The organism is Paraburkholderia tuberum STM678 (assembly GCF_902833905.1).
Classification (GTDB): Bacteria; Pseudomonadota; Gammaproteobacteria; order Burkholderiales; family Burkholderiaceae; genus Paraburkholderia; species Paraburkholderia tuberum.
On the sequence record NZ_CADFGP010000040.1, the window covers coordinates 1 to 19,528 of the forward strand.

Annotated in this window: 21 protein-coding genes and 2 pseudogenes; 10 read left to right on the forward strand and 13 right to left on the reverse strand. The window is 58.7% G+C overall.

Translation table 11 applies throughout. The annotated features are described in order from the left end of the window. Positions 1 to 109: 109 nt before the first annotated feature. The 4 genes from HWY30_RS28385 to HWY30_RS42530 form a co-directional block, all read right to left on the reverse strand. The gene (locus HWY30_RS28385; protein WP_090812136.1) at positions 110 to 1,426 is read right to left on the reverse strand and encodes an IS701 family transposase; all 1,317 of its coding nucleotides are present in this window, start codon (positions 1,424 to 1,426) and stop codon (positions 110 to 112) included. A gap of 78 nt (positions 1,427 to 1,504) precedes the next feature. Beyond that, complete coding sequence (locus tag HWY30_RS28390; RefSeq protein WP_090811291.1) at positions 1,505 to 2,527, reverse strand: IS30 family transposase; 1,023 nt, start codon at positions 2,525 to 2,527, stop codon at positions 1,505 to 1,507. 359 nt (positions 2,528 to 2,886) lie between these two features. After that, on the reverse strand, positions 2,887 to 3,093 hold the full coding sequence (locus tag HWY30_RS42525; protein WP_279613306.1) for an adenine nucleotide alpha hydrolase family protein: 207 nt from the start codon (positions 3,091 to 3,093) through the stop codon (positions 2,887 to 2,889). 29 nt (positions 3,094 to 3,122) lie between these two features. Then, positions 3,123 to 3,392: a hypothetical protein gene (locus tag HWY30_RS42530; protein WP_279613307.1), complete on the reverse strand. Its 270-nt coding sequence runs from the start codon at positions 3,390 to 3,392 to the stop codon at positions 3,123 to 3,125. Positions 3,393 to 3,533: 141 nt separating this feature from the next. On the opposite strand from HWY30_RS42530, the gene HWY30_RS28400 reads away from it, so the two are divergent. After that, the gene (locus tag HWY30_RS28400) at positions 3,534 to 4,214 is read left to right on the forward strand and encodes an SEL1-like repeat protein (protein ID WP_244145042.1); all 681 of its coding nucleotides are present in this window, start codon (positions 3,534 to 3,536) and stop codon (positions 4,212 to 4,214) included. A gap of 64 nt (positions 4,215 to 4,278) precedes the next feature. Here the strand turns inward: HWY30_RS28400 and HWY30_RS28405 are convergent, their stop codons facing one another. After that, positions 4,279 to 4,473: a hypothetical protein gene (locus HWY30_RS28405; protein ID WP_090812521.1), complete on the reverse strand. Its 195-nt coding sequence runs from the start codon at positions 4,471 to 4,473 to the stop codon at positions 4,279 to 4,281. A gap of 257 nt (positions 4,474 to 4,730) precedes the next feature. Between HWY30_RS28405 and HWY30_RS28410 the strand changes: the two genes are divergently transcribed. Continuing rightward, complete coding sequence (locus HWY30_RS28410) at positions 4,731 to 6,113, forward strand: hypothetical protein (RefSeq protein ID WP_090812646.1); 1,383 nt, start codon at positions 4,731 to 4,733, stop codon at positions 6,111 to 6,113. A 156-nt stretch (positions 6,114 to 6,269) separates the two neighbouring features. Here the strand turns inward: HWY30_RS28410 and HWY30_RS28415 are convergent, their stop codons facing one another. The 4 genes from HWY30_RS28415 to HWY30_RS28430 form a co-directional block, all read right to left on the reverse strand. Then, a complete protein-coding gene (locus HWY30_RS28415; protein ID WP_090812522.1) occupies positions 6,270 to 7,001 on the reverse strand; it encodes an IS6 family transposase in 732 nt (243 codons plus the stop codon). Positions 7,002 to 7,217: 216 nt separating this feature from the next. Then, positions 7,218 to 7,553, reverse strand: coding sequence for a hypothetical protein (locus tag HWY30_RS28420; RefSeq protein WP_090812523.1), 336 nt, complete (start codon positions 7,551 to 7,553; stop codon positions 7,218 to 7,220). Between the two features lie 82 nt (positions 7,554 to 7,635). Continuing rightward, positions 7,636 to 7,839: a cold-shock protein gene (locus HWY30_RS28425; protein WP_090812647.1), complete on the reverse strand. Its 204-nt coding sequence runs from the start codon at positions 7,837 to 7,839 to the stop codon at positions 7,636 to 7,638. Between the two features lie 250 nt (positions 7,840 to 8,089). Next, positions 8,090 to 8,830, reverse strand: a complete 741-nt coding sequence (locus HWY30_RS28430) for a 3-ketoacyl-ACP reductase (protein WP_090812524.1) — start codon at positions 8,828 to 8,830, stop codon at positions 8,090 to 8,092. A 1,809-nt stretch (positions 8,831 to 10,639) separates the two neighbouring features. On the opposite strand from HWY30_RS28430, the gene phaP reads away from it, so the two are divergent. The 7 genes and pseudogenes from phaP to HWY30_RS43085 form a co-directional block, all read left to right on the forward strand. After that, a complete protein-coding gene (gene phaP / locus HWY30_RS28440) occupies positions 10,640 to 11,215 on the forward strand; it encodes a TIGR01841 family phasin (RefSeq protein ID WP_090812648.1) in 576 nt (191 codons plus the stop codon). Between the two features lie 700 nt (positions 11,216 to 11,915). After that, positions 11,916 to 12,185, forward strand: a complete 270-nt coding sequence (locus HWY30_RS28445; protein ID WP_090812527.1) for a hypothetical protein — start codon at positions 11,916 to 11,918, stop codon at positions 12,183 to 12,185. Between the two features lie 336 nt (positions 12,186 to 12,521). After that, positions 12,522 to 12,794, forward strand: a complete 273-nt coding sequence (locus HWY30_RS28450; RefSeq protein ID WP_090812528.1) for a DUF1488 family protein — start codon at positions 12,522 to 12,524, stop codon at positions 12,792 to 12,794. A gap of 171 nt (positions 12,795 to 12,965) precedes the next feature. Next, positions 12,966 to 13,214, forward strand: a complete 249-nt coding sequence (locus HWY30_RS28455; protein ID WP_090812529.1) for a hypothetical protein — start codon at positions 12,966 to 12,968, stop codon at positions 13,212 to 13,214. Positions 13,215 to 13,579: 365 nt separating this feature from the next. Beyond that, a complete protein-coding gene (locus tag HWY30_RS28460) occupies positions 13,580 to 13,780 on the forward strand; it encodes a hypothetical protein (RefSeq protein ID WP_090812531.1) in 201 nt (66 codons plus the stop codon). A gap of 47 nt (positions 13,781 to 13,827) precedes the next feature. Next, positions 13,828 to 14,337 (forward strand): annotated as a pseudogene (locus HWY30_RS43080) (IS6 family transposase). 732 nt (positions 14,338 to 15,069) lie between these two features. Further along, positions 15,070 to 15,196: pseudogene (locus HWY30_RS43085) on the forward strand (IS6 family transposase); the annotation flags it as partial. Positions 15,197 to 15,384: 188 nt separating this feature from the next. Here the strand turns inward: HWY30_RS43085 and HWY30_RS28470 are convergent. The 4 genes from HWY30_RS28470 to HWY30_RS28485 all read right to left on the reverse strand — a co-directional run bounded on the left by HWY30_RS28470 (position 15,385) and on the right by HWY30_RS28485 (position 18,326). After that, positions 15,385 to 15,834, reverse strand: a complete 450-nt coding sequence (locus tag HWY30_RS28470; RefSeq protein WP_090812532.1) for a hypothetical protein — start codon at positions 15,832 to 15,834, stop codon at positions 15,385 to 15,387. Between the two features lie 26 nt (positions 15,835 to 15,860). Further along, positions 15,861 to 16,181 carry a hypothetical protein gene (locus HWY30_RS28475; protein ID WP_176078963.1) on the reverse strand — a complete coding sequence of 107 codons (321 nt, stop codon included), beginning with the start codon at positions 16,179 to 16,181 and terminating at the stop codon, positions 15,861 to 15,863. A 574-nt stretch (positions 16,182 to 16,755) separates the two neighbouring features. Continuing rightward, positions 16,756 to 16,995, reverse strand: coding sequence for a hypothetical protein (locus HWY30_RS28480; protein WP_090812650.1), 240 nt, complete (start codon positions 16,993 to 16,995; stop codon positions 16,756 to 16,758). A gap of 56 nt (positions 16,996 to 17,051) precedes the next feature. After that, a complete protein-coding gene (locus HWY30_RS28485) occupies positions 17,052 to 18,326 on the reverse strand; it encodes a polyhydroxyalkanoate depolymerase (protein ID WP_090812533.1) in 1,275 nt (424 codons plus the stop codon). 420 nt (positions 18,327 to 18,746) lie between these two features. Between HWY30_RS28485 and HWY30_RS28490 the strand changes: the two genes are divergently transcribed. Beyond that, complete coding sequence (locus HWY30_RS28490; protein WP_090812534.1) at positions 18,747 to 19,406, forward strand: TetR/AcrR family transcriptional regulator; 660 nt, start codon at positions 18,747 to 18,749, stop codon at positions 19,404 to 19,406. Positions 19,407 to 19,528: the final 122 nt, after the last annotated feature.

The following is a 19,528-nucleotide window of genomic DNA, read 5'->3' on the forward strand; positions in this document are numbered from 1 at the left end:
TTAATCTTACTGTGTCACAAAATAAGTGGGGAATCTATCTGCCGCTCGGGAAGAGAGCCATCGTTGCATGAGCCGCATTCCAAGCAGGATACGCAACGTAGTAAGGGAATCAGGAACGTGGCGTTGAGCGCGCTGGACTACCCCGGGGGATGTAATCCGGGGGAAGGGCAGACAGCGCGCGTTCAAGGAAGTTTTTTTTATCGCGTCCATCTGATTGCATTCTGAGTCGCTGAGCCATCAGAAACCCATACGCAGCGATACTCAGTGTGGCGTGGTGGTGAAAGCCACGCCAGCCTCGCCCTTCGTAATGACCGAGCCCGAACTCCTGTTTCAGGTCCTGATAGTCGCGCTCGATGCGCCAGCGCATTTTGGTCACGAACACAAGCTGCTCAAGTGTTGCCTCCCCGGGGGCGGTAGTGAGAAAGTATTTGAGCGGCTCCGTATCGCCATCAGGCCATTCAACAAGCAGCCATTCTTCGTCGCGAACGGTGCTTCGCCAATAGTCGCGATGTGCTGGACGAACCCGTACAGCGGCAAAGCGAGACGAAAGTGCTGCGTTGCTGCCTTCGCGCCAGGTTACGGCTTGCCAGGCGTTCACGGGTAATTGCATGGCCAGTTCCTTCACGGCGATCGGTTCATGGCCAGGCGCACGGCGCAACAGCGCCGGTGGCCTGCCGCGCCCGCTCCAGGGTTTAGGAGGCAGCGGCGCCGTACCGGGTGCCCACACCGAGGTGCCCGGCCGGATCCCTACTGAATACAGCAAACCCAGTTCAGTTATCCCGTCCCGGAAAGCAGTTTCGTCGCCGTATCCGGCATCGGCCAGCACGATGCCCGGTGCAATGCCGGATGCCATAGCCTCGCGAAGCTGGGCCAGCGCAATCTGCGGCTTGGTCTCGAAAGCCAGATCGTCGGGAATGCCAGCGCGACGGGCACGTTCCCGGTCGTCAATCCATTCTTTGGGGACATACAGTTGCCAGGCAATCGGCAAACTGCCGCGTTGTGTCGCGATCGACAGGCTCACGGCGACCTGACAGTTGTCCTGTTTGCCGAGCTGCCCGCAGTACTGACGTGCCACACCAACCGAATGACGTCCCTTCTTTGGAATACCGGTGTCGTCGATAATCCAGTAGTAGCCGGTCTCTTCCGCAGCGTGCGCGTCTAACGCGGGCATCACCCATTCGCGTACCCGCTGCAATACCGCACAGTCAGACCAGTCTGCCTTGGCCACAAAGTGGTGGAGCGACTGGTGCGTCGCGCTCGCGTGAAGTGGATCAATGTGCGCGGCCATCGGCTCGACGCTCTTGCGCGACAGCGGCAACACCAAGCCCGAACAGTAACCCTTGAGGCCGGCATGGCGATCGGCGTGCCCTAACGCCTGCCCCAGATGATTCAGATACGCGTCAAATTCGTCGACATCTCCACTCATCGTGATCGCCCGAAGTCTGTATTATTTAATACTACCAGGTATCACCTTGCTGCAAATGAATTTTGTGACACAGTAAGATTAATGAACGGAAGCTGAAGTTATCGAAGCGGTTGCGAGCATACGTTCGAACACCTCGAATGGCGAATGAAATACATGCGTAGCACGCGGTCGGCTGTTGAGGCTGTCGGCGATGGCATCGAGGTCGTCCTGGCTGTAGATCGAGAGGTCGGTTCCTTTTGGCAAGTACTGACGCAGCAGCCCGTTGGTGTTCTCACAGGTGCCGCGTTGCCAGGGGCTGTGCGGATCGCAGAAGTACACGCGCACGCCGGTGGCGGCGCTGAGTTCCTGATGGCGGGTCATTTCCTTGCCCTGGTCGTAAGTGAAGCTCTGGCGCAGAGGGGCAGCGATCGAATTCAGCTTGGCAGTGAAGCCCGCCAGTGCCGAGGCGGCGGTGGCGTCTTCCATCTTCGCCAACAGCACCAGGCGACTGGTGCGCTCAACCAGCACGCCGACGGAAGACTGGTTGCCAGCGCCCTTGATGAGGTCGCCTTCCCAATGGCCTGGCATCACCCGGTCGTCGACCTCAGGCGGGCGCACATGGATGCTCACCATGTCGGGGATCTGGCCGCGCCGGTCAGTGCCCCGCTTGCGTGACATACGCGTGCTGTGGCCGTGGCGCAGACAGGCGATAAGCTGGCGGCGCAGCTCACCGCGTGGCTGGGCATAGATGGCTGTGTAGATGGTCTCGTGGGAGACGTGCTGGGTCGGATCGTTGGGCCACATGCGCTTGAGGGTACCTGAGATCTGCTGGGGCGACCACTTCCATTCCAGCAGGGTGAGTACCACGCGCCACGACACGCTTTGAGGGCGCAGCTTGGGACACGGGCGCGCAGCCTCACGTCGGCTCCTGCTGAGCGCCTGCGCCGGTGCAGACGCATAGCCCACGGCAGAACACGCGTTTCTGGTCAGCTCGCGGCTCACGGTTGATGCTGCGCGGCCGAGTGTTCGGGCCATGGCCCGAACACTCGAACCCTGCTGCTTCATGCTTGCAATCGTCATGCGTTCTTCAGGCTGCAGTTGTTGGTAACTTCTTTTTTGCATTGGCACACCTTACACGAGCAAGGTGTTGCACTTCAAATTTGATCGCGCCAAGCTTAAGCTTATCGGTTCCATGTGGATTACCGACGAGAGGCCCGCGAACTTTGTACCCAAGTGGCCGCACAACCTTTTCTATGACGCTGCTTCACCCAGGTCAGTTCTCTTCACGAACTCAGGGAGTCCCGAAAAGATTGAGGAAGTCAGTTCCTACTTGAACAACCGGTTCAATCAAGCCTTCAGATCCAACTTTCAAGGCGAAAAAGGTCTTCACGCGATGGAAGCCGACGTCAACTCGTGCGTGACTACGAGACCGTCCAATTTATGGATGGGATAAAACAGCCACCGTTGCGATGAATTCAATATTATCGTCCGGACTGCGACATAACGGGCAACTTCAGCGACAACGTTTCCGCGTCGCCATCGACTTCACGCGACACCGTCGTCGCCTTGCCGTCAGCCACCACAACCTTCGACGCGAAGATCGCCTGCGGCAGATTCGCCAGCGCAGCCGGCATCTGGCCCGTCTGGTTCGAATCGTCGTCGATGGCCTGCTTGCCGAGGTTCACCACTTGCGGTCGCTCCTCGTCGACCAGCGCCTTCAGCAGCTTCGCGACTGCAGGCCTTCATTCGATTCGATCAGAATCGCGCGGTACGCGCCCGATCGCCAGCGCCGTGCGCAGCGTTTCCTGACATTGGGCGACCCGCCCGCCGACACGGCGGCCACTTCCGTCGCCACGCCGGCTTCCTTCAGATGTACCGCCTCTTCAACGGCGATTTCGTCGAACGGGTTCATCGACACCTTCACACTCGCAATGTCGACACCCGTGTTGTCCGACTTCACGCGGACCTTCACGTTGTAGTCAACCACCCGTTGACTGCCCCAGGTATTTTCAACGCGCTCTTCCGATGACGGGCACCGCGCTGCAGCCATCGATCTTCATTGCGATACCACTTATGTAGAAAAATCGCACCGCTAGGGTCTTCGTGCAGTCTCTATCTGATCCGCAGGTTGCAATCGACAAAAGGTGAGCTAGAATCAGGTGCATTCTTCACCAACGGATTGCTCACCGTGCAAATGGAAAGCTGGGTTGGGACGATCGAGCGTGAATGGCATCAGTTGCGCCGCGCCGACCCTACACTGGATGTCGAAAAGTTCTCCCGTCACGTCATTGCGGCAAACAAGACTGGATTCCTGTCACCGGAGTCGCTCGCTGCCATCGCAAATGCGCTGCTCACCAGCACGTTAAACCGCGCACCCGATCTGGGACGCTGGTTACTCGAGCGCCTTGGCGCGAACCGTCATCCAGCCTGGCGACTGGCAATGGCCATTTCTCTGGTCACCCCGACTGGAGCGGAGCCGGACCTGGGAAGAGGTAACGCGATTCTCGAGGATGTGATGAAGGATGAAACCGCCGAAGGTCGTCTGCGCGGCATGGCCGCCGCCGCGCTGGCCGATAGCGCGCGCCTCGGAAGAGGCATGCAGGTGGACGTGAGCCGCGCGCGCTCGCTTTACGAGCAGGCCATTGAACTGGGGCATAAAGCCTCGGCACACAATCTCGGTCTTTTCTGGGAAGGCGTGTGGGGCGCAGAAGACAGGAGCGTTGCCCCGGACCGCACAAAGGCCATGCAGAGCTATCGACGCGGTGGAGACGACAAACGTTGCCAACGTCGCCTGGAAGCGCTGCGTTGAGGCAGTACCGCCTGCGAGTCGGGCGGGTGGAAAATCCTGACAGGCACCCGACGGTTTTCTCTCATCAATTGATAAAAGCAAGGTTACGGAGAAGAGACTCCCCGTCCTCCGTGATGCGAGGGCATACTGCCCCGCCCGCAAGTCGCTCCAGTGCGACAAGCTGGCGTTCAAGCAATGTTCCAAGTTCTTCCCGATCGGCAATGTGATCGGCGGAGTCCTTGACCAGCATCAATGTTGCAAATTCGTGGGCGCTCAGCACGGGATGCTCCTGATGCAAAGGGAGAAACGATCGTCGTCAGGTGTTGCGGTGACGGGCGTTCGGTGACCGACACAACGGTGGGCTTACTACCGAGGGCGAAAAAGCTTAACGTCGAAATGTGACAGCATGAGGACGGTCTTTTGGGCGCTGGAGGCCGGTGGCGGAGGACGCATATGTAGCAACTGACGCATTAGATGACAACGTCGCCTCTATAATCAAGATATTCAGAGTATCAACATCGCATGGAGCCCTACGTTATGAGTCAAGCCCGCGGGCGATATGCGGGATCCCGGGACAGCGGCCAACGCCAACCTCGCCACGAAAAAAAATCCCCGCCCAGCCGGCAGGGACAACCGTATGTGAAGGCGCCTCCTCGAGACCCCGCCCAGACTGCCTCAATTTTCAAAACAAGATCGTTTCAGTTTCTGGTCGATGCGGTGGGCGCGGAGAATATCGCGATAGCACTTGAATCGAACATGACGCGCGTGGCCGAACTGATGAAGGGCGAGCGGTTCACGCCCGAGACCGCCTTTCACATGGAAACCACGCTTGGATTGCCGCACGGCTTTTTTGACCAGCCCAATCCCGTACTCGCGGCAGAGACAATCACTCGTCTGAAGTCACCGCTCGACTTCATTCAAACGGACGACGAATCAAACGTGCCTGAAGCAACCACGCGGGCTTCTGCCCTGAACGTCGATCAGCAATCATTTCTTAAAGATAGTTTATCCGAGGAAGCGCAAATGCCAAAGAAAGCAACTGGCGTGTCACCCAGAGCCGTCAAGAATAGTCGAAGCGAAATGGCCGGAGAGACTAAACCTCACGCGCCGCTCAAAGCTTCGCCTTCGAAATACAAGACGTCTCCTAAGACACCCCAACAGCAACCGCTGGCTTTGAGCGACAGCGCTGAGGTGGAGAACATCCGACGCGCTAACCTCCACGTTCTCACGAGTCGCAACGGATCGAAAGTAAGACTTGGCGTGGTCATGGAGATGAGTGCATTCAACATAGCCGATCGACTACATGGCAAGAAGCGCATGGACAGTGTCGAAGCAAACCGGTTCACGGAGCAGTTGGGATTGCCAGTTGGCTGGTTGGACACGCCGCGCTCCGAGGCCGAGATCCCAGAGTCGGTGTCGCGTATGCTTACGCCTGCTTCGCGCGGTCGCGTATCGGTTCAACAACACGAGCCGCTTGCGGCCGCTGCAAATGATGGCGTACCAGGAAAGCTCGCCAATGCGAAGGCGCGCACGGGGCGCGCGCGGGCGGGCGCCCTGGGCGATCTGGAAAGGCCCTCACCTGTTTCGGCGGATGTTGCAGCAGAGAATGAGACGATCGTCGTCAGCCCGCAAGATCATGCAAGTGATTTCCCCGACGATCTTGCCAGTCACTCACTTGAAGAAAGTAATGGGGAAGCCGCGGCAACCACACCGGCAACCCTTGAGTCGCTCCCCGCCTCCGCCATACCGCAGCCAAACCCGGTACTGGTCCCCTTCGCTTGCATGACCAGCCTGGACAATCTTCATGGTATTGAACCGATAGCGGAAGCATTGATCAAGACGCTTGCAAGTAAAGCACGCACGGGGCAATTGGACGAATTGAAAGCGCTCGAGCTTTTGCAGCAAGCTGTCCTGTTGTGAGTAAGTGGTAGCGTGGCAGGCCCCCTCGTGCCATGATGCATCAAGCGCATCAAGCGCATCAAGCGCATCGAGGTGGCGGGGCCCGGTGCGCGAAAGTTCGGGTTCTGTCGCGCTAACGATTACAGCCTGAGCAAAGCGTGATAGCGGTAGTACTGCTCACGCTACCAACGAGTAGAATTGTTCAGCTGCAGTCGGGGCGACGTCATCGTCACACATCTGCCCCTTGCGGATCATGTGTGCGATTTCTATGCCAGACAGGATGATGCGCGCACAGCGGAAATCCTTGAACCCCAGCATCGGTTTGATGATGCGTTTGATGGCACGGTGATCCTGCTCGACGACGTTGTTCAGGTATTTGTTTTGACGGACCTTGATCGGTGTTAAACGCTCGGCATTGAGCGCTTCAAGCGCAGCCAGATTCGCGCCGCTCCTGTCCACGGTGATTGTCTCGGGCTCGCCGTTCTGTTCAATCGCCTTCTCGAAGTAGCGGCGCGCCGCGGCCTTGTCCCGATGGGCGCGCAGCAGGAAATCCACCGTATTACCTGTCTTGTCGACGGCACGGTACAAGTATTTCCATTGGCCTTTGACCTTGACGTAGGTCTCATCGACGCGCCAGCTCTTGCCCACAGGCCGTTTGCGTTTGCGGAATGCTTCTTCAAGCACCGGCAGCAGCTTGATAACCCACCGGTGTACGCTCGAATGATCCACCTCGATACCCCGCTCGGCCATCATTTCCTCGAGGTTACGTAGGCTCAGTGAGTACGCCACGTACCACCGCACGCACAGCAGGATCACGTCCAACGGGTAGTGCAGCCGCTTCAGTACCTTGCCAATGCCAGCGGGCGGCGTCTTGCGCGGCGTTTTCGTCTTTGCCATGATGCTTATCATGCGTTGCGGTCGACGGATTTTACTTGACCGCGTTAATGCGACAAAACCCACCCGACTGGAAGTAACCTTTGCGCGCTTGATGGTCATGTCCAGCCGTGCAGCGAAGGCTCGCCTGGAACAATGGCGCCGCTAGCTGCGAAGTCGCATCACCGTTCCGTTGCCGTTATTCACGGACGCTATCCGTCTCCCGCGACCACAGAGGCACGCCAGCGTCACTCACTCGTTGAAGAGGTCGCGGCACGGGCCGCCATATCGAACGTCGAGCGATGACTCGTCCATGAAAACGAGTCGCTTTACAACTCCACAATCCTGGACTTTTTGAACGGCGTCCCGTTTCACGAAGACGCCTGGACGTTCGTCGGGTAGAACCAGCTGCATCAACGGTCCGTATGTTTGCATGGCGTTGAAAAAGCTGGGTTCCGCAGAGGGCTCCGTCACCCCCAGCCAGTAAACCAGGGCTGCGCCAGGATTTCGGGCGTCGCGTGCAAGAAAGCGCAACGTCTTGCGGGTACCCTGGTAGGACGAGGGTTCGATATGCGGCACATCGCACATGCCGGTCTCCGGTTGGTTGTCCGTCTGTTTTGCGAAATGGGCCGCATTACGGGCCCATTCATCGCGACGAGTGTCGGGCTTGTTACAGCGGCTTGATGTTGGCAGCCTGCTTGCCCTTCGGTCCCTGCTTCACTTCGAAGCTTACCTTCTGATTCTCCTGCAATGATTTGAAGCCGCTGCCCTGAACCTCAGAGAAATGGGCGAACAGGTCTTCTCCGCCGTCGTCCGGCGTGATAAAGCCGAAGCCCTTGGCGTCGTTAAACCATTTTACTGCCCCGGTTGCCATATTCATTCCACGAAAGTTTAATGCCGCATTTTCGTTTGCTGGATTTCACAGCGCAGCGAATCAGGAGGAAGAGGCTTACCACGCTGACACCGTTTCTGCGCGTCACATCGGTCGTTAATGTGACGCGACTGGTCCTGTATTGAGCCATCAATGTGCGTGCCGCAAAGCGGCTTGAATCTCGTCGTCACCTTGTCAAAAACGCAGGCCGGGACCTCTAGCGACCTGCGCGGACCACGCGTCCAAAGAGGCCTCAACCCATATGAAGCCCACCGTTGAGCGAAAAATCAGCACCGGTCGCAAAGCCGGATTCATCGCCGGCAAGCCACGAGACAATTGACGCAATTTCCGACGCCTCCCCAATACGGCGCACCGGAATGCCCTGAATGATTGCGTCCAGCACTTCGGGGCGCACCGCCCGAACCATGTCGGTTCCGATATAGCCTGGTGAGACCGTATTCACCGTGATGCCCTTTGTCGCTACCTCCTGCGCGAGCGACATCGTAAAGCCGTGAATGCCAGCCTTCGCTGTGGCGTAGTTCGTTTGGCCGAACTGTCCTTTCTGACCGTTCACGGATGAGATATTGATGATTCGCCCCCACTCCCTGCTGACCATCCCCTCGATGACCTGCTTGGTCACGTTGAAGAGGCTTGTCAAGTTCGTGTCAATGACATCGTTCCAGTTCTCCCTGGACATCTTGCGAAACGTCCCGTCCCGCGTAATGCCGGCGTTATTCACCAGCACGTCAATCTCACCGACCGCTTTCTTCACTTTCGCGAAAGCGGCCTCTGTCGACTCCCAGTCGCTGACATTGCCCTCTGAAGCCGTGAAGGAGAACCCAAGCTCAGCCTGCTCGGCCAACCACCGTTCCCGTCGCGGCGAGTTCGGTCCACATCCGGCCACGACAGTTAGCCCGTCCTTGTAAAGCCGCTGACATATCGCAGTACCAATTCCACCCATACCCCCGGTTACGTAAGCGATTCGCTTTGACATGCTCTGCCCTCAGTTGCTGTTACGGTTAGGGAATAGAATAGTTTTCCTCGTTAAGTCACTCGGGACACCGACGTGGCGGCTTCGGTATGACTGCTTTTCCCGTGCGAAGAGCGACGCTCCCGTGTCCAGCGGCATCGCGCCAGAGATTTTCACTCTTCTGCTCAGTCCGCCCTCTGCGTCCTGGCGTTCCGGGAGTGCAAGCTCTGGACGCTTTCGGGGCCTGCGAGCAGAGATGGGGCCGGAGGGCGCAGTGGGTGGCGCCTCTGGCAAGCGGCCACGCTCGATGAAGTCGAGAAGCACCTTCACTGCTTCAGGCTTTCCACGCTTTCCCAACCTATCAAGAAGTGCGCGCGCGAACGGCTCCATGTCGTCGCGTCCGCGAGATGCCTCAAACAGGAGAACGGTTTCCCTTATCGCTGCCGCCATGCTTTCCGCGCACAGCGTGCTCGAAATGAGCGAGGCAGTTCGCGCCAGCTCCCTCTGGTAATGCCCGAGGCACCGCGCCTTAGCGGATGCGAGGTTGTGTTTGCCAGCTTTCAAAGCGCTACCCGACTCAACGGTAAATCCTGGGTGGACTGGACTACCCGCAGGCGGCGTTCGTGCAGACGGGACGCCGAGCAGGAAGGAACAGCAAGAGGCATCCAGACCGACGGGAGGACTGCCTGACTTGCTGCGCGCGAGTACGCTCGCTAGACGACGTGAGTCTGCCCGGTGCAGAGCCAGTGAATATCCAGATTAAGAGCAGCGGCGAGACGCGTACAGGCGTTCAGCGGAGGCACTGTGATGCCGCTGCGCCAATACTGCACGTCGTCTTCACTCACGCCTAACCTCTTCGCTGCGTGGGCTGAGCTGATTCGGGCCCGTTTGAATGCCCTGTCAAGCCGTGCGGCCAACGCGCGCCTGAGGCGGTCGTCCTCGACGCTACGCTCGAGGTGGCCAATATTTTGTAGATGCCGATTCATCGCTCAGGTCTCTCAGCTTTATTCTTTATAGATTTCAGCGCCGGTTTGTCCGCGGCGTCGAGTGACGTTACTGGTTCGTCATGACAACCTCGTGACTCAATGTGGCGGACTACATCACCTTGTCAGTACTCCAAAATTCTGTCCCGTCTGGTAGCACAACGATTTACCGGAACAAACATCTGCGTCAAGCGAAAAGCAGTTCCTGGAAAATCCGAACGCAACATCAAGCGGTGAGCCGGACTTTTCCGCTTACGAAACGTGCCGAACCGCCCTCACGATGGCAATCACCCGTCCGTTGAAGCTCGATGCCAGCACTGTCCCCCTTGCCCAAACAGGGCGCCGTTAAGGCGATGGGGCCGATGACGCTTTCACACCGGGTGCGGACGCTGCGGTCTCGCCCTCTAGCTTCCTCGATCACTCCACCATTGAAGCACGAAGCCGTGCACCAGCCTTCTGGCGAACCGGGTAGGTACCGCGTCGCGACCAGCAACTGAACGCGCGAGCGGAAACAACTCCGCACAACGTCGGAACGAGCATGACTGTACAAATTTTCTGCGGCGCTGCACAAGTCATCGTAAACACCAATATGTGGGAAGCCTGTACCGTTTGACTGCTGGGGTTTCTACTTAAATTCATCTTCGCCAATGCCAGTAAGGCTTTCGGCGTCGACCTCCTAGGTCGCGCCTGATGCGTGCCGAAAGGTCATTGACATTCGCCCGAGCCGCTCTAGAATGATTTTGCTGCATCGCATCAATTGCTCGACGTTGTGGCTTTTGGTGGCTGATAGCTCGCGATTCCGTGCATCGGAACCTTGGACGCTGGTCCCACATCCTCTATGGAGTTAATGATGAGCAGTATTCCCCCGGAACAAATCGTCGCTGCGCAGAAAGCTGGTGTTGACACAACATTCGGCCTCCTGACGAAATCATTTGGCGCCGTCGAAAAGCTGGTCGAATTGAACATGCAAGCAGTCAAATCAGGCCTCGCCGAAAATCAGGAAATCCTGGTCAAGGCGTTTTCGGCCGGAGCGCCGCAGGAGTTTTTTGCTCAACAGGCAGGCCAGGCTCAACCCGCCATAGAAAAAGCACAGTCATACTGGCGCCACGTTTACGAAATTATCTCCAGCACTCAAGCCGAATTCGCCGCCGTCGCCGAAGCAAAAATCAAGCAGTTCCAGCACGATGCACAGGCATTTGTCGACAGCATCGCGAAGAACGCGCCGGCAGGAAGCGAAAACGCCGTGGCTGCGTGGAAGACCTTCATCACCACGGCAAGCGAGACGGCGAACACGACGTATGAAGCTGCGAGGAAGGCCGCAAAGCAGGCGGTAGAGACTGCGGAGAGCAATATCAGCGCGGCGGCGTCGACCACGGCAAAGCGGACTCGACAGCTTGCAGCACCGGTCGAAACCAGTGAGAAGTAATAGCGTTTTGTCGTAGCTCACTACTGTCAAATCGTTCAGGCGAGCACCCCGCCCGCCTTGTTTGCGGGGTGGCCGCCTGTGGCGGTGCGAGGCGCCCGGTGCGCCTCGCACGCGGTCGCGGAACTCGTCTCCTGCGCCAGAAATTTTCAAGCGCCGTTGCGCAGGTCGCCTGCCGTAGCTTCGTTTGATTTTGTCCGGCATCCATCACGCGAAGTGACCACTTTCTTCGAGGCCGCAGGCACATCGAGGTGAGTGCCACGGGGCAACGCCGAGCCGACGGTAACGAAACTGAAGGAGGAGCGGATGAACACGGCAGAAAGGTCCCTGCGTTCGCTGGTTGAAAAATGGCTGACGCCAACTGCGGCGACGCCGGTTCGGGTAATCCGATTCAGTCGCACAGGCGCCAGCCGCAGGCGTTACGCACGTGTCGAGGTACAGCGACCGGAAGGTTCGGTTGCGCTTTTTTTCTTCCGGCACGATGACGGCACATGGCACGTCTTCCCGCCCGAGACCCGCGCGGCAGGCGTATGTGCTGGCGCTAGCGCCGTGTGATTGGGTCATCGCAGCAGTCTGTTTGCTGTATTGCTTGATTTCAAAATCCCGACCTATTTTTCGTATTTTTCATATCAGTAAAGTTGGGCGCGACCGTTTTTTCGGACACACGCGGGAAAGTAAAAGCAGGTAAATCAGAGCGCACGCAATGACCTTCACTGACAGAAACCCGACGGGCGTGAGTCCCTACACATTCCGTAATATCGACCCCGCGACTGACCATCTCGAGCAGGTGCTGGGTGCGGAAGGAGCGGAGTCTCTATTCACCAGAACTTACTGGCGCAGGCGCGTGCTTCAGGCACTTGCGACGCAGGGACTTTCACCGAACCAGCAACAACGACTGCAGAGACTGCTGGAAAGCATCGATGCATTCCCGCCTGAAATATCCGTCTCCAGTCCGGAACAGGCGATGAGTTAGGCAAACCCGCGGAGGGCTCGCACATTTAGGCGGAACTCGCCTCATCGATAGCAACTTCGGAGTTTCTATTGCACCATGCCATCGAAGTCGGAGTTGGTTGCAGATGCAACTACAAGGGAAAAAAGTCTCGGGCTATCGTTCGGGACAGGCGCCGCTGCGAACCATCCCGACTGCACTGCGCCCGGTTACTCTATGGGCTGCGGTGACGCTTCCGCTTAACGATAGGGCTCGACAGCGGTCAACCCCGGGGGCCATCTGATTTATTATTGACCGGGTAAGCCAGCGGGTGCTTTCGGCGGCAACCCTGCGTTCGGTCAATAAGGAATCTATGCAACTATGGACGACACCTTCACCGCGGAAACGTGCGTTTCTTCAGACGGAAAAGTCGTTGCTTTCGTTGCATCTTTTCGCAACCAGTCGGTGCACTGCTCAATCACGTGCGACGCGCTCGAACGGCATTTCTGGTTGCCGGCCGGTGCTAACGAGGCGCGCACATTGAAAGCATTTGCCGACGGACACCAGCGCATAACGGCAGCCGTTGAAAGAAGACTGCTCAAGAAGACCGGCGCCCCGATAGTATTGTCGGCAGCAGACTTTGCGGACCGATGACGCGGCTCCAGCGGCGACCATCTATGACGTCTCGCACCGATTAAATCGGACGCATCTTTTAGAGTCGGCACATTGCGTGCTTCCAATGCAGGCAGCCTCAGGGAAGCAACGCCAAACGCCAACCGAAGCGTCCGGACGGTGGTCGCGCCCAGTCCCCAGGAAACAACCACGATGAAAGAGAAAAAGGTCTCGGCGGAGGCACACGCCCTCGAGCGCGTGGTGACCGCCGCGCGAGAAGTACAAGCCGCGTCACTACGGCTGGAAGCGCACTACGCAGGAGACCCACATGAGCAACCATCGACCTTGGCATTGGCCAGATTCGCGGCGGCCATGCAGGAACTGAAGGACGCGCGGGAAGCCTTCGATGCGCTGCTCGAGAAAACAGACCTGACCTCACCCAGACGGCAATCTCACGAGTGAGCTTTGTGAGGCGGCAGTCGCTAGACATTAGCTTTTTCCCGCACTCGCCCTGATGGAATGCCGCAGCCGCATTACCATCGACTGTTCACACCCATTAAGCTGGAGTTCCTGATGGCCCTTCCACCCTCTGTGCAAGACGGGTTTCTTCAGATGTTGTCCAGAGACAAGATGGCTCGCCTGTGCCCATTCGGACACGATGCCGCTGTCGAGAGGGCGCGGAAATTATTGTGGTCCGGCCTGGGCGTTTCCGAGCAACAGAAATCCAATTCATTGACGGTCGGGATTGCCCGCGAACGTAACATTCCGAACATAACGAAGCGCTGCGACGTTTTAGACTGACACATCGCATATACCCGAGGCACGGCATGGAGTCCAAGCCAATCCATCACAAAGAACACGTCATCGTGCCTCTCCCCTCGATGTCGGTGCCAGGGTATGCGGCAAGCGCGTTTGTCACCAGCCCGACCGGAAAGCGCAGCGCATTCGGCATACTCGCCTATTTTGCCTCGGAGAAGGCCGCGCTCAAATTCGCCATCGCGTACGCCAAGGCGGTTCTGTTGCAGTAAGGCGGTCCGCTATGATGGGCGGAACGACACGGACGACTGAAAGCTCGATGAAGACGATGAATCCGGCGATGGCCCGAGTGCTCAAACGCCTGCACTATCCGCTCGACGTGATGCTGACTTGCGTGCGCTGGTACGTGGCTTATCCGCTGAGCCTACGGCACCTTGAAGACATGACGGCTGAGCGCGGCGTTTCGGTCGATCATTCGACTGTGCACCGCTGGGCCATCAAGGTGTTGCCGGTGCTGGAGAAAGCGTTTCGCCGCCGCAAGCGCCCCGTGGGTAAGAGCTGGCGGATGGACGAAACGTACAGTACGCGTCAAGGGGGACTGGCGGTATCTTTACCGGGCCGTCGACAAGGACGGCAACACCTGGTCGAGCAGGATCATCGGGCGATCAAGCGACGAACGCGGCCCATGCTGGGGTTCAAGACCTTTCGCTGTGCCCGGATCCTTCTGGCCGGCATTGAGATTATGCACATGATCGCCAAAGGACAGATGAAATGTGCTCGCGGAGCCCATCCGTCCGCCGCTGACCAATTCTACGAGCTCGCAACATAAGCAGTACTTCGCATATCGATTCCGCTCGCTCTTTGAACCTTACCGCGACAAAGCCCTTTATCCCCGGTCCCCTGTGGCATCGGTGCTCTCCGTTCCCGCTCCCGGGACGACGCCGTCAACTAAAGTTGTAATGCCATGTGCGATTCCAACCAAAGTTGCAACGCAATGGCCGGCCCGGGCGCCCAAAGCGGTCATGGCACGGAAGCCGAGTGACCTGCTCAGGCGCATACGCAGGAAAAAGCGCACACGTGGTAGCAAGACACGCGGGGCGTTACAACTTTAGTTGAAATTTAGCTACAAGATTAGTTGCGTGAACGATGGGGACGAGTGAAAAAAAGCATCGCGAAACCAGGCTATTTGGATAATTTACTTCTCACAACAGCCGTATCTCGTTGCAAAACTTAGCCGATGCAATTCTTGCCGGTTAGCGTGGCCGCGGCCTCGTCGGCAGTGTTGAGTCATTCCTGCGCGGGGCTGCGGCATTTGACTGCCATGTAATTGGTAATCCATATTACTTGCACGTTGCGATTACGCGAGTGTTGGCTTTAGCTCGATGACAGGCCGTACGTCCCTGCCACTTTCGCGGCATTCCTCGAATTTTCGACAAGCGAAGCAGTCACCGGCTTCTGCGTCAGCGGCCCGGTTGCGCGCGGCCGAGACGGCGCTGTCAGGTTGAGAAGGCGCTCGGGTAAGATGTCTGGATGAAGAAAGCAAAATCCCTGTATCACACGCATGAAAGGATTCCGCAGCGCACGCAGGCGTTGCGGTCGGACCGTTCCGTCAGCACTTCGCATTACCCAGACACCGGATGAACGCATCGTGCCATCGAAACGAACTTGAGGCGCGACTCACCGCCTAGCAGCGGCGGACAATTGTCGAAGCCGCCAACCGTGACCATTAATGATGGATGCCATACGTTATCTGCAGAACTCATGCGGCCCACGTCAAGTCGACCACGCCGGAAGGCCCATTGATTGCACTACGGCGACGCAAACACTCATGTAACAACGCCATCCCACTGCATGCATGACGGCATCGCTGGGCGCGTCACGGTCCGCTGCAGAAAATGGCCGTTAGCAAGAGGGGGACAACTTGATGAATGACAGCGCCGCTGCCGGTCTGGCGCGCGTGCGCTTCTACTGACTCGGTGGGGCCGATTACTACCACCCCATAGGCTGAGTCCGGGACGGGCCGGCCATCTCCGCGTTTGAACAGTGCATCGTCGTGTTCATACCCGAGGACGGCGTAGACGGGAAAGCCAAATGCCGTCAACTTGCTGCCGTGCGCCGGTCGAAATGCATTGACCGAGTTTGCTTCGACGCGCATCGGATTCGGATCGATATACTGGCTCTTTAGCAGCGGGGCGATGAACGCGTGTGCGTTCGATCGACAGTCGAGTTGCGGATCGAGCGCGTAGGCGTAGGACGAGCCCGAAGCGAGCCCCGCGGCGATAGCAGTAAGCACCGTTACCCAGGTGTAGATTGCGGAAACCTTCATCAGTCGCTCCACTCAATCGAGCTTGCTCACGATCCGGAACCAGCATGTCCTGCACCCGCTCCGGTTTCATGGCCAGCGCTCATATGCGCATTCCAGGTCAGCGTGAGGGCCTCCCTGGTGGCGCTCCGGCACCATGTCTTCATGGATGACGAAGACTCGGCGCACAGGCCTCCCCGACACCGAGACCAATCGGATTCCTCACCATTCTTCAATGCCGACTCCAACGCATGAACAAAACGCTGAAACGCATCCAGGGTTCCATGGACGCTTCGGTAGTCGGTGCAACCGATCCTGCCATCAAGTACGACCAGCATTCCGGCATTCCCCGCCAGTTCCAGGATGTTCATTCCGTTCTCCTCAGATCGCTCGACTATCGACCCGTCGCTCACGCCGCAAGCCGGTAAGCACGCATCGCGGACCTCCCAGCATCCAGCAAGACCGGGTTCCTCAAACAGAAATCGGTCCGACCTGATGCCGGCATTGCCTTGCCAGCAGGATCCGGCCCAGGATCTCTACTAGTCTCGATGAACTCCTGGGAACATAGGAAAGTGCCCAGCCGGGAACGGGACGATAGACATGCAGTTCCACGCGTGATAAGCGCAGTGCGCTTCGAATACCTGCTCATTGGACAGGTCCCAGGTTCGTCGTACTGCCAGGACCCTCACAACGGCCACCGCCCCCCACTGCTCCAACACCGCCCGCACGCCGTTTCATCGCAGTCCCCTCCGAGGCAGGATCTCCTTGGCGCTCGCCATCCGCAAATATGGCGAGCACCAGGCAGCATTTAAGGCCGGGCGATTCCAGACGTCCGTAACGCGAAACCGCGGCTTGTACTAAAAATGCGAGCCCGGCCGTGTTATCACACGGCCGACCAGGCCGCCCAGACTTCCCAAGCTGACTTGCCAGGTCTGTCTATCCAGTTCATGGGTAGGCATGCATCACTGGCCGTCTGGACGCGGGCGGGAACACGCGCCACGATCCGTCATCGTGCCGGAAGAAGAAAATGGCCAGCGAGCCGGTCGTTCGCAACGACTCCACGCGCACGCAGCGTCTATGGCTCGAGTTTGCACGACCGTATCGGGTCAGGCGGACCGGCATGGCCGGCGTGGGCGCCAGCCATTTGTCGATCAACCATCGCAAGGACTTCTGATCGGTGTTCATCTGCTGCTCCTTCAACCCCATGGCCGTTGATCGGGCGCGCCCCTTGCCGTGCGCCGTCAGGCCGCCACGTCCTCGAGGACACCGGTGTGCAAGTCGGCCGCCGATTCGTTGCTGACGTGCGATTCGTGCTGATAGATCAGGTCACGAAGTTGCTGATAGATCGCAGTGCGCCAGGCATGGCCCGAGAAAATCCCGTAGTGGCCGCAGCCGCGGGCCGTCACCCGGTGTTTGAGCAACGCGTCGAGTCCCGTGCACAGATCGTGAGCCGCGTGGGTCTGGCCCCGCCCGCAGATGTCGTCCCGCTCACCTTCGACGGTGATCAGTGCAGTGGCCTTGATGGCGCCCGGGCGGACGTGTTCGCCGCGCACCTGCCAGGTGCCGCGCGCCAGGCAGAACTCCTGAAAGACCACCCGAACCGTTTCCAGATAGTATTCGGCCGCCATGTCGAGCACGGCGTTGTACTCGTCGTAGAAGCGGCGATGCGCGTCGGCGGCTTCGCTGTTGCCGGCTGCCACGTCGCAGTAGTAGCGCACGTGCGAATCCAGGTGGCGCTCGGGATTCATCGCCACGAAGGCCGCGTGCTGCAGGAAGCCGGGATACACCTGGCGGCCGGCACCGGGATAGTTACCCGGCACGGTCTCGATCAGTTCGTGTGCGAACCAGTCGAGCGGTTTGCTGACGGCGAATTCGTTGACGGTCGTCGGGCCGCGACGCGCGTCGATCGGGCCGCCGATCAGCGTCATGCTTCTGGGCGTCGTCTCGCCATGGGCAGCCATCAGCGAAATAGCGGCGAGCACCGGCACGGTCGACTGGCAGACCGATACAACATGAACGTCCGGTCCCACGAAACGCAGAAATTCGCGCAGATACGCGACGTAGTCGTCCAGGTGAAAGGCGCCCTCGGCGAGCGAAACCGTGCGGGCATCGCGCCAGTCGGTGATGTAGACGTCGAAATCCTGCAGCATCGCCGCCACGGTGTCACGCAGCAGCGTCGCGTGATGGCCCGACAGGGGCGCGACGACCAGCGCGACGGGATGCCTGTGGGGCGTGGCGCGCTCGAAATGCAGCAGCCGGCAGAACGGCTGGTCCAGCACGACAGTTTCAGTCACCGCGACCTGCTGACCCTCGACGACGGCGTCGGTCAGGCCGAATTCCGGTTTCGGGTAGCGCTTGCAGAGCCGCGCCAACAGCTCGCAGCCGGCCACGAGCTGACTGGTGGGCAGCGCGGAAGCGGCGTTGCCGGAACCTGCAAGGAAGCTGGCGGTGGCCTGCAGCCAGGGAAGGAACGGCGCCCAGATCGCAGTTTGCAACTCGCGCAGGGGGTAGGACATCAACACGTCAGCTTCTCCTTGACTACGGCAGCCGCCTCGACGCATTCAGCAACCTGAGCTGCTGAAATAGGTCTTATGACCAAATACTAGTGGTCGTTAGACCAATAATCAAGACCAGTAACGAGGGGAGAAATACCAATAAGTACGAGGATTTAGCAACTGCTCGGTGGGTCAAGCCCAAGCAATTGGTCGTTAAGCGGGTGTTGGGCAGTATGTTAACTGTGCTTAATTGGTTTCTTGACCTACCATACATAGGTCGAATGACAGGAAGGGACGGCTGCTTCCGCTTTGCGGCGGCCCGGCGACACTGACTGACGAATCCCCTCTTGAGCCAGGCGCGAGCCGAGTCAGGCGCACCATTTCGGCGGCCGGAAGGAACTGTCCTGCGGAGATAACCCGTCACTGAGGAGTTGGGCGCAGATGAAAGAAATGACGATCACATCGGCGGAAATGCTAGGCTCGAGCGCGCCAGGCGAGCCCCGGCGGCGAGGCAACAGAACAACGCGCGTGCCGGAGATCCTCGAGGTCGCGATCAGCGTTTTCGCTACCGAAGGTAACGCAGGGTTCACACAACGCCGTGTGGCGAGCGATGCGGGTATTCGCCTGAGCACCTTGCAGCACTATTTCGGTACCCGGGAAGACCTGTTGCGAGCCACGTTGAGAGCGATGGCCAACCGCTACCTTGAGCTTTATCGAACGCTCGCCAGGGATAAGCTTCGATCGCCGGAAGCCCGCCTCGATGCGATCGTCGACGAGGCGTTTGCTGCACTGACGCGGCCTGGCACCAGCACGAGCGCCTTCGCCCTCGAATCGTGGAGTTTGGCCGAGCATGAGGAGTTTGCGCGCGATTTGACGGCGGAAATCACGGGAGAATTCCAGGAAATCTTTACGAGTCTTGTTGCGAAAATAAACCCGGCGCTGACGTCTGGGGAATGCGCGCTCCGAGGTGCTTTGCTCGTCTCGCACTTGCAGGGCCTGGTCGTTTTTATCCGTCGAGCTGGAGATAACGCGCCTGATCTGGGCGCATTTCAGACCGCCGCAAAAGTCGTTTGGAAAGCGCTGAGTAAAGCGCCTCAATAAGCGCGTTCAAATTCGACCACCTGATACGAGCGGGTCGCCGCGGGCGTCCCTGCCTCGTCGTCTCAACGCGGCAAACCCTTGTGGGCGGCGACAATGACTACGTCCGGTCGTGTTGCCTCATG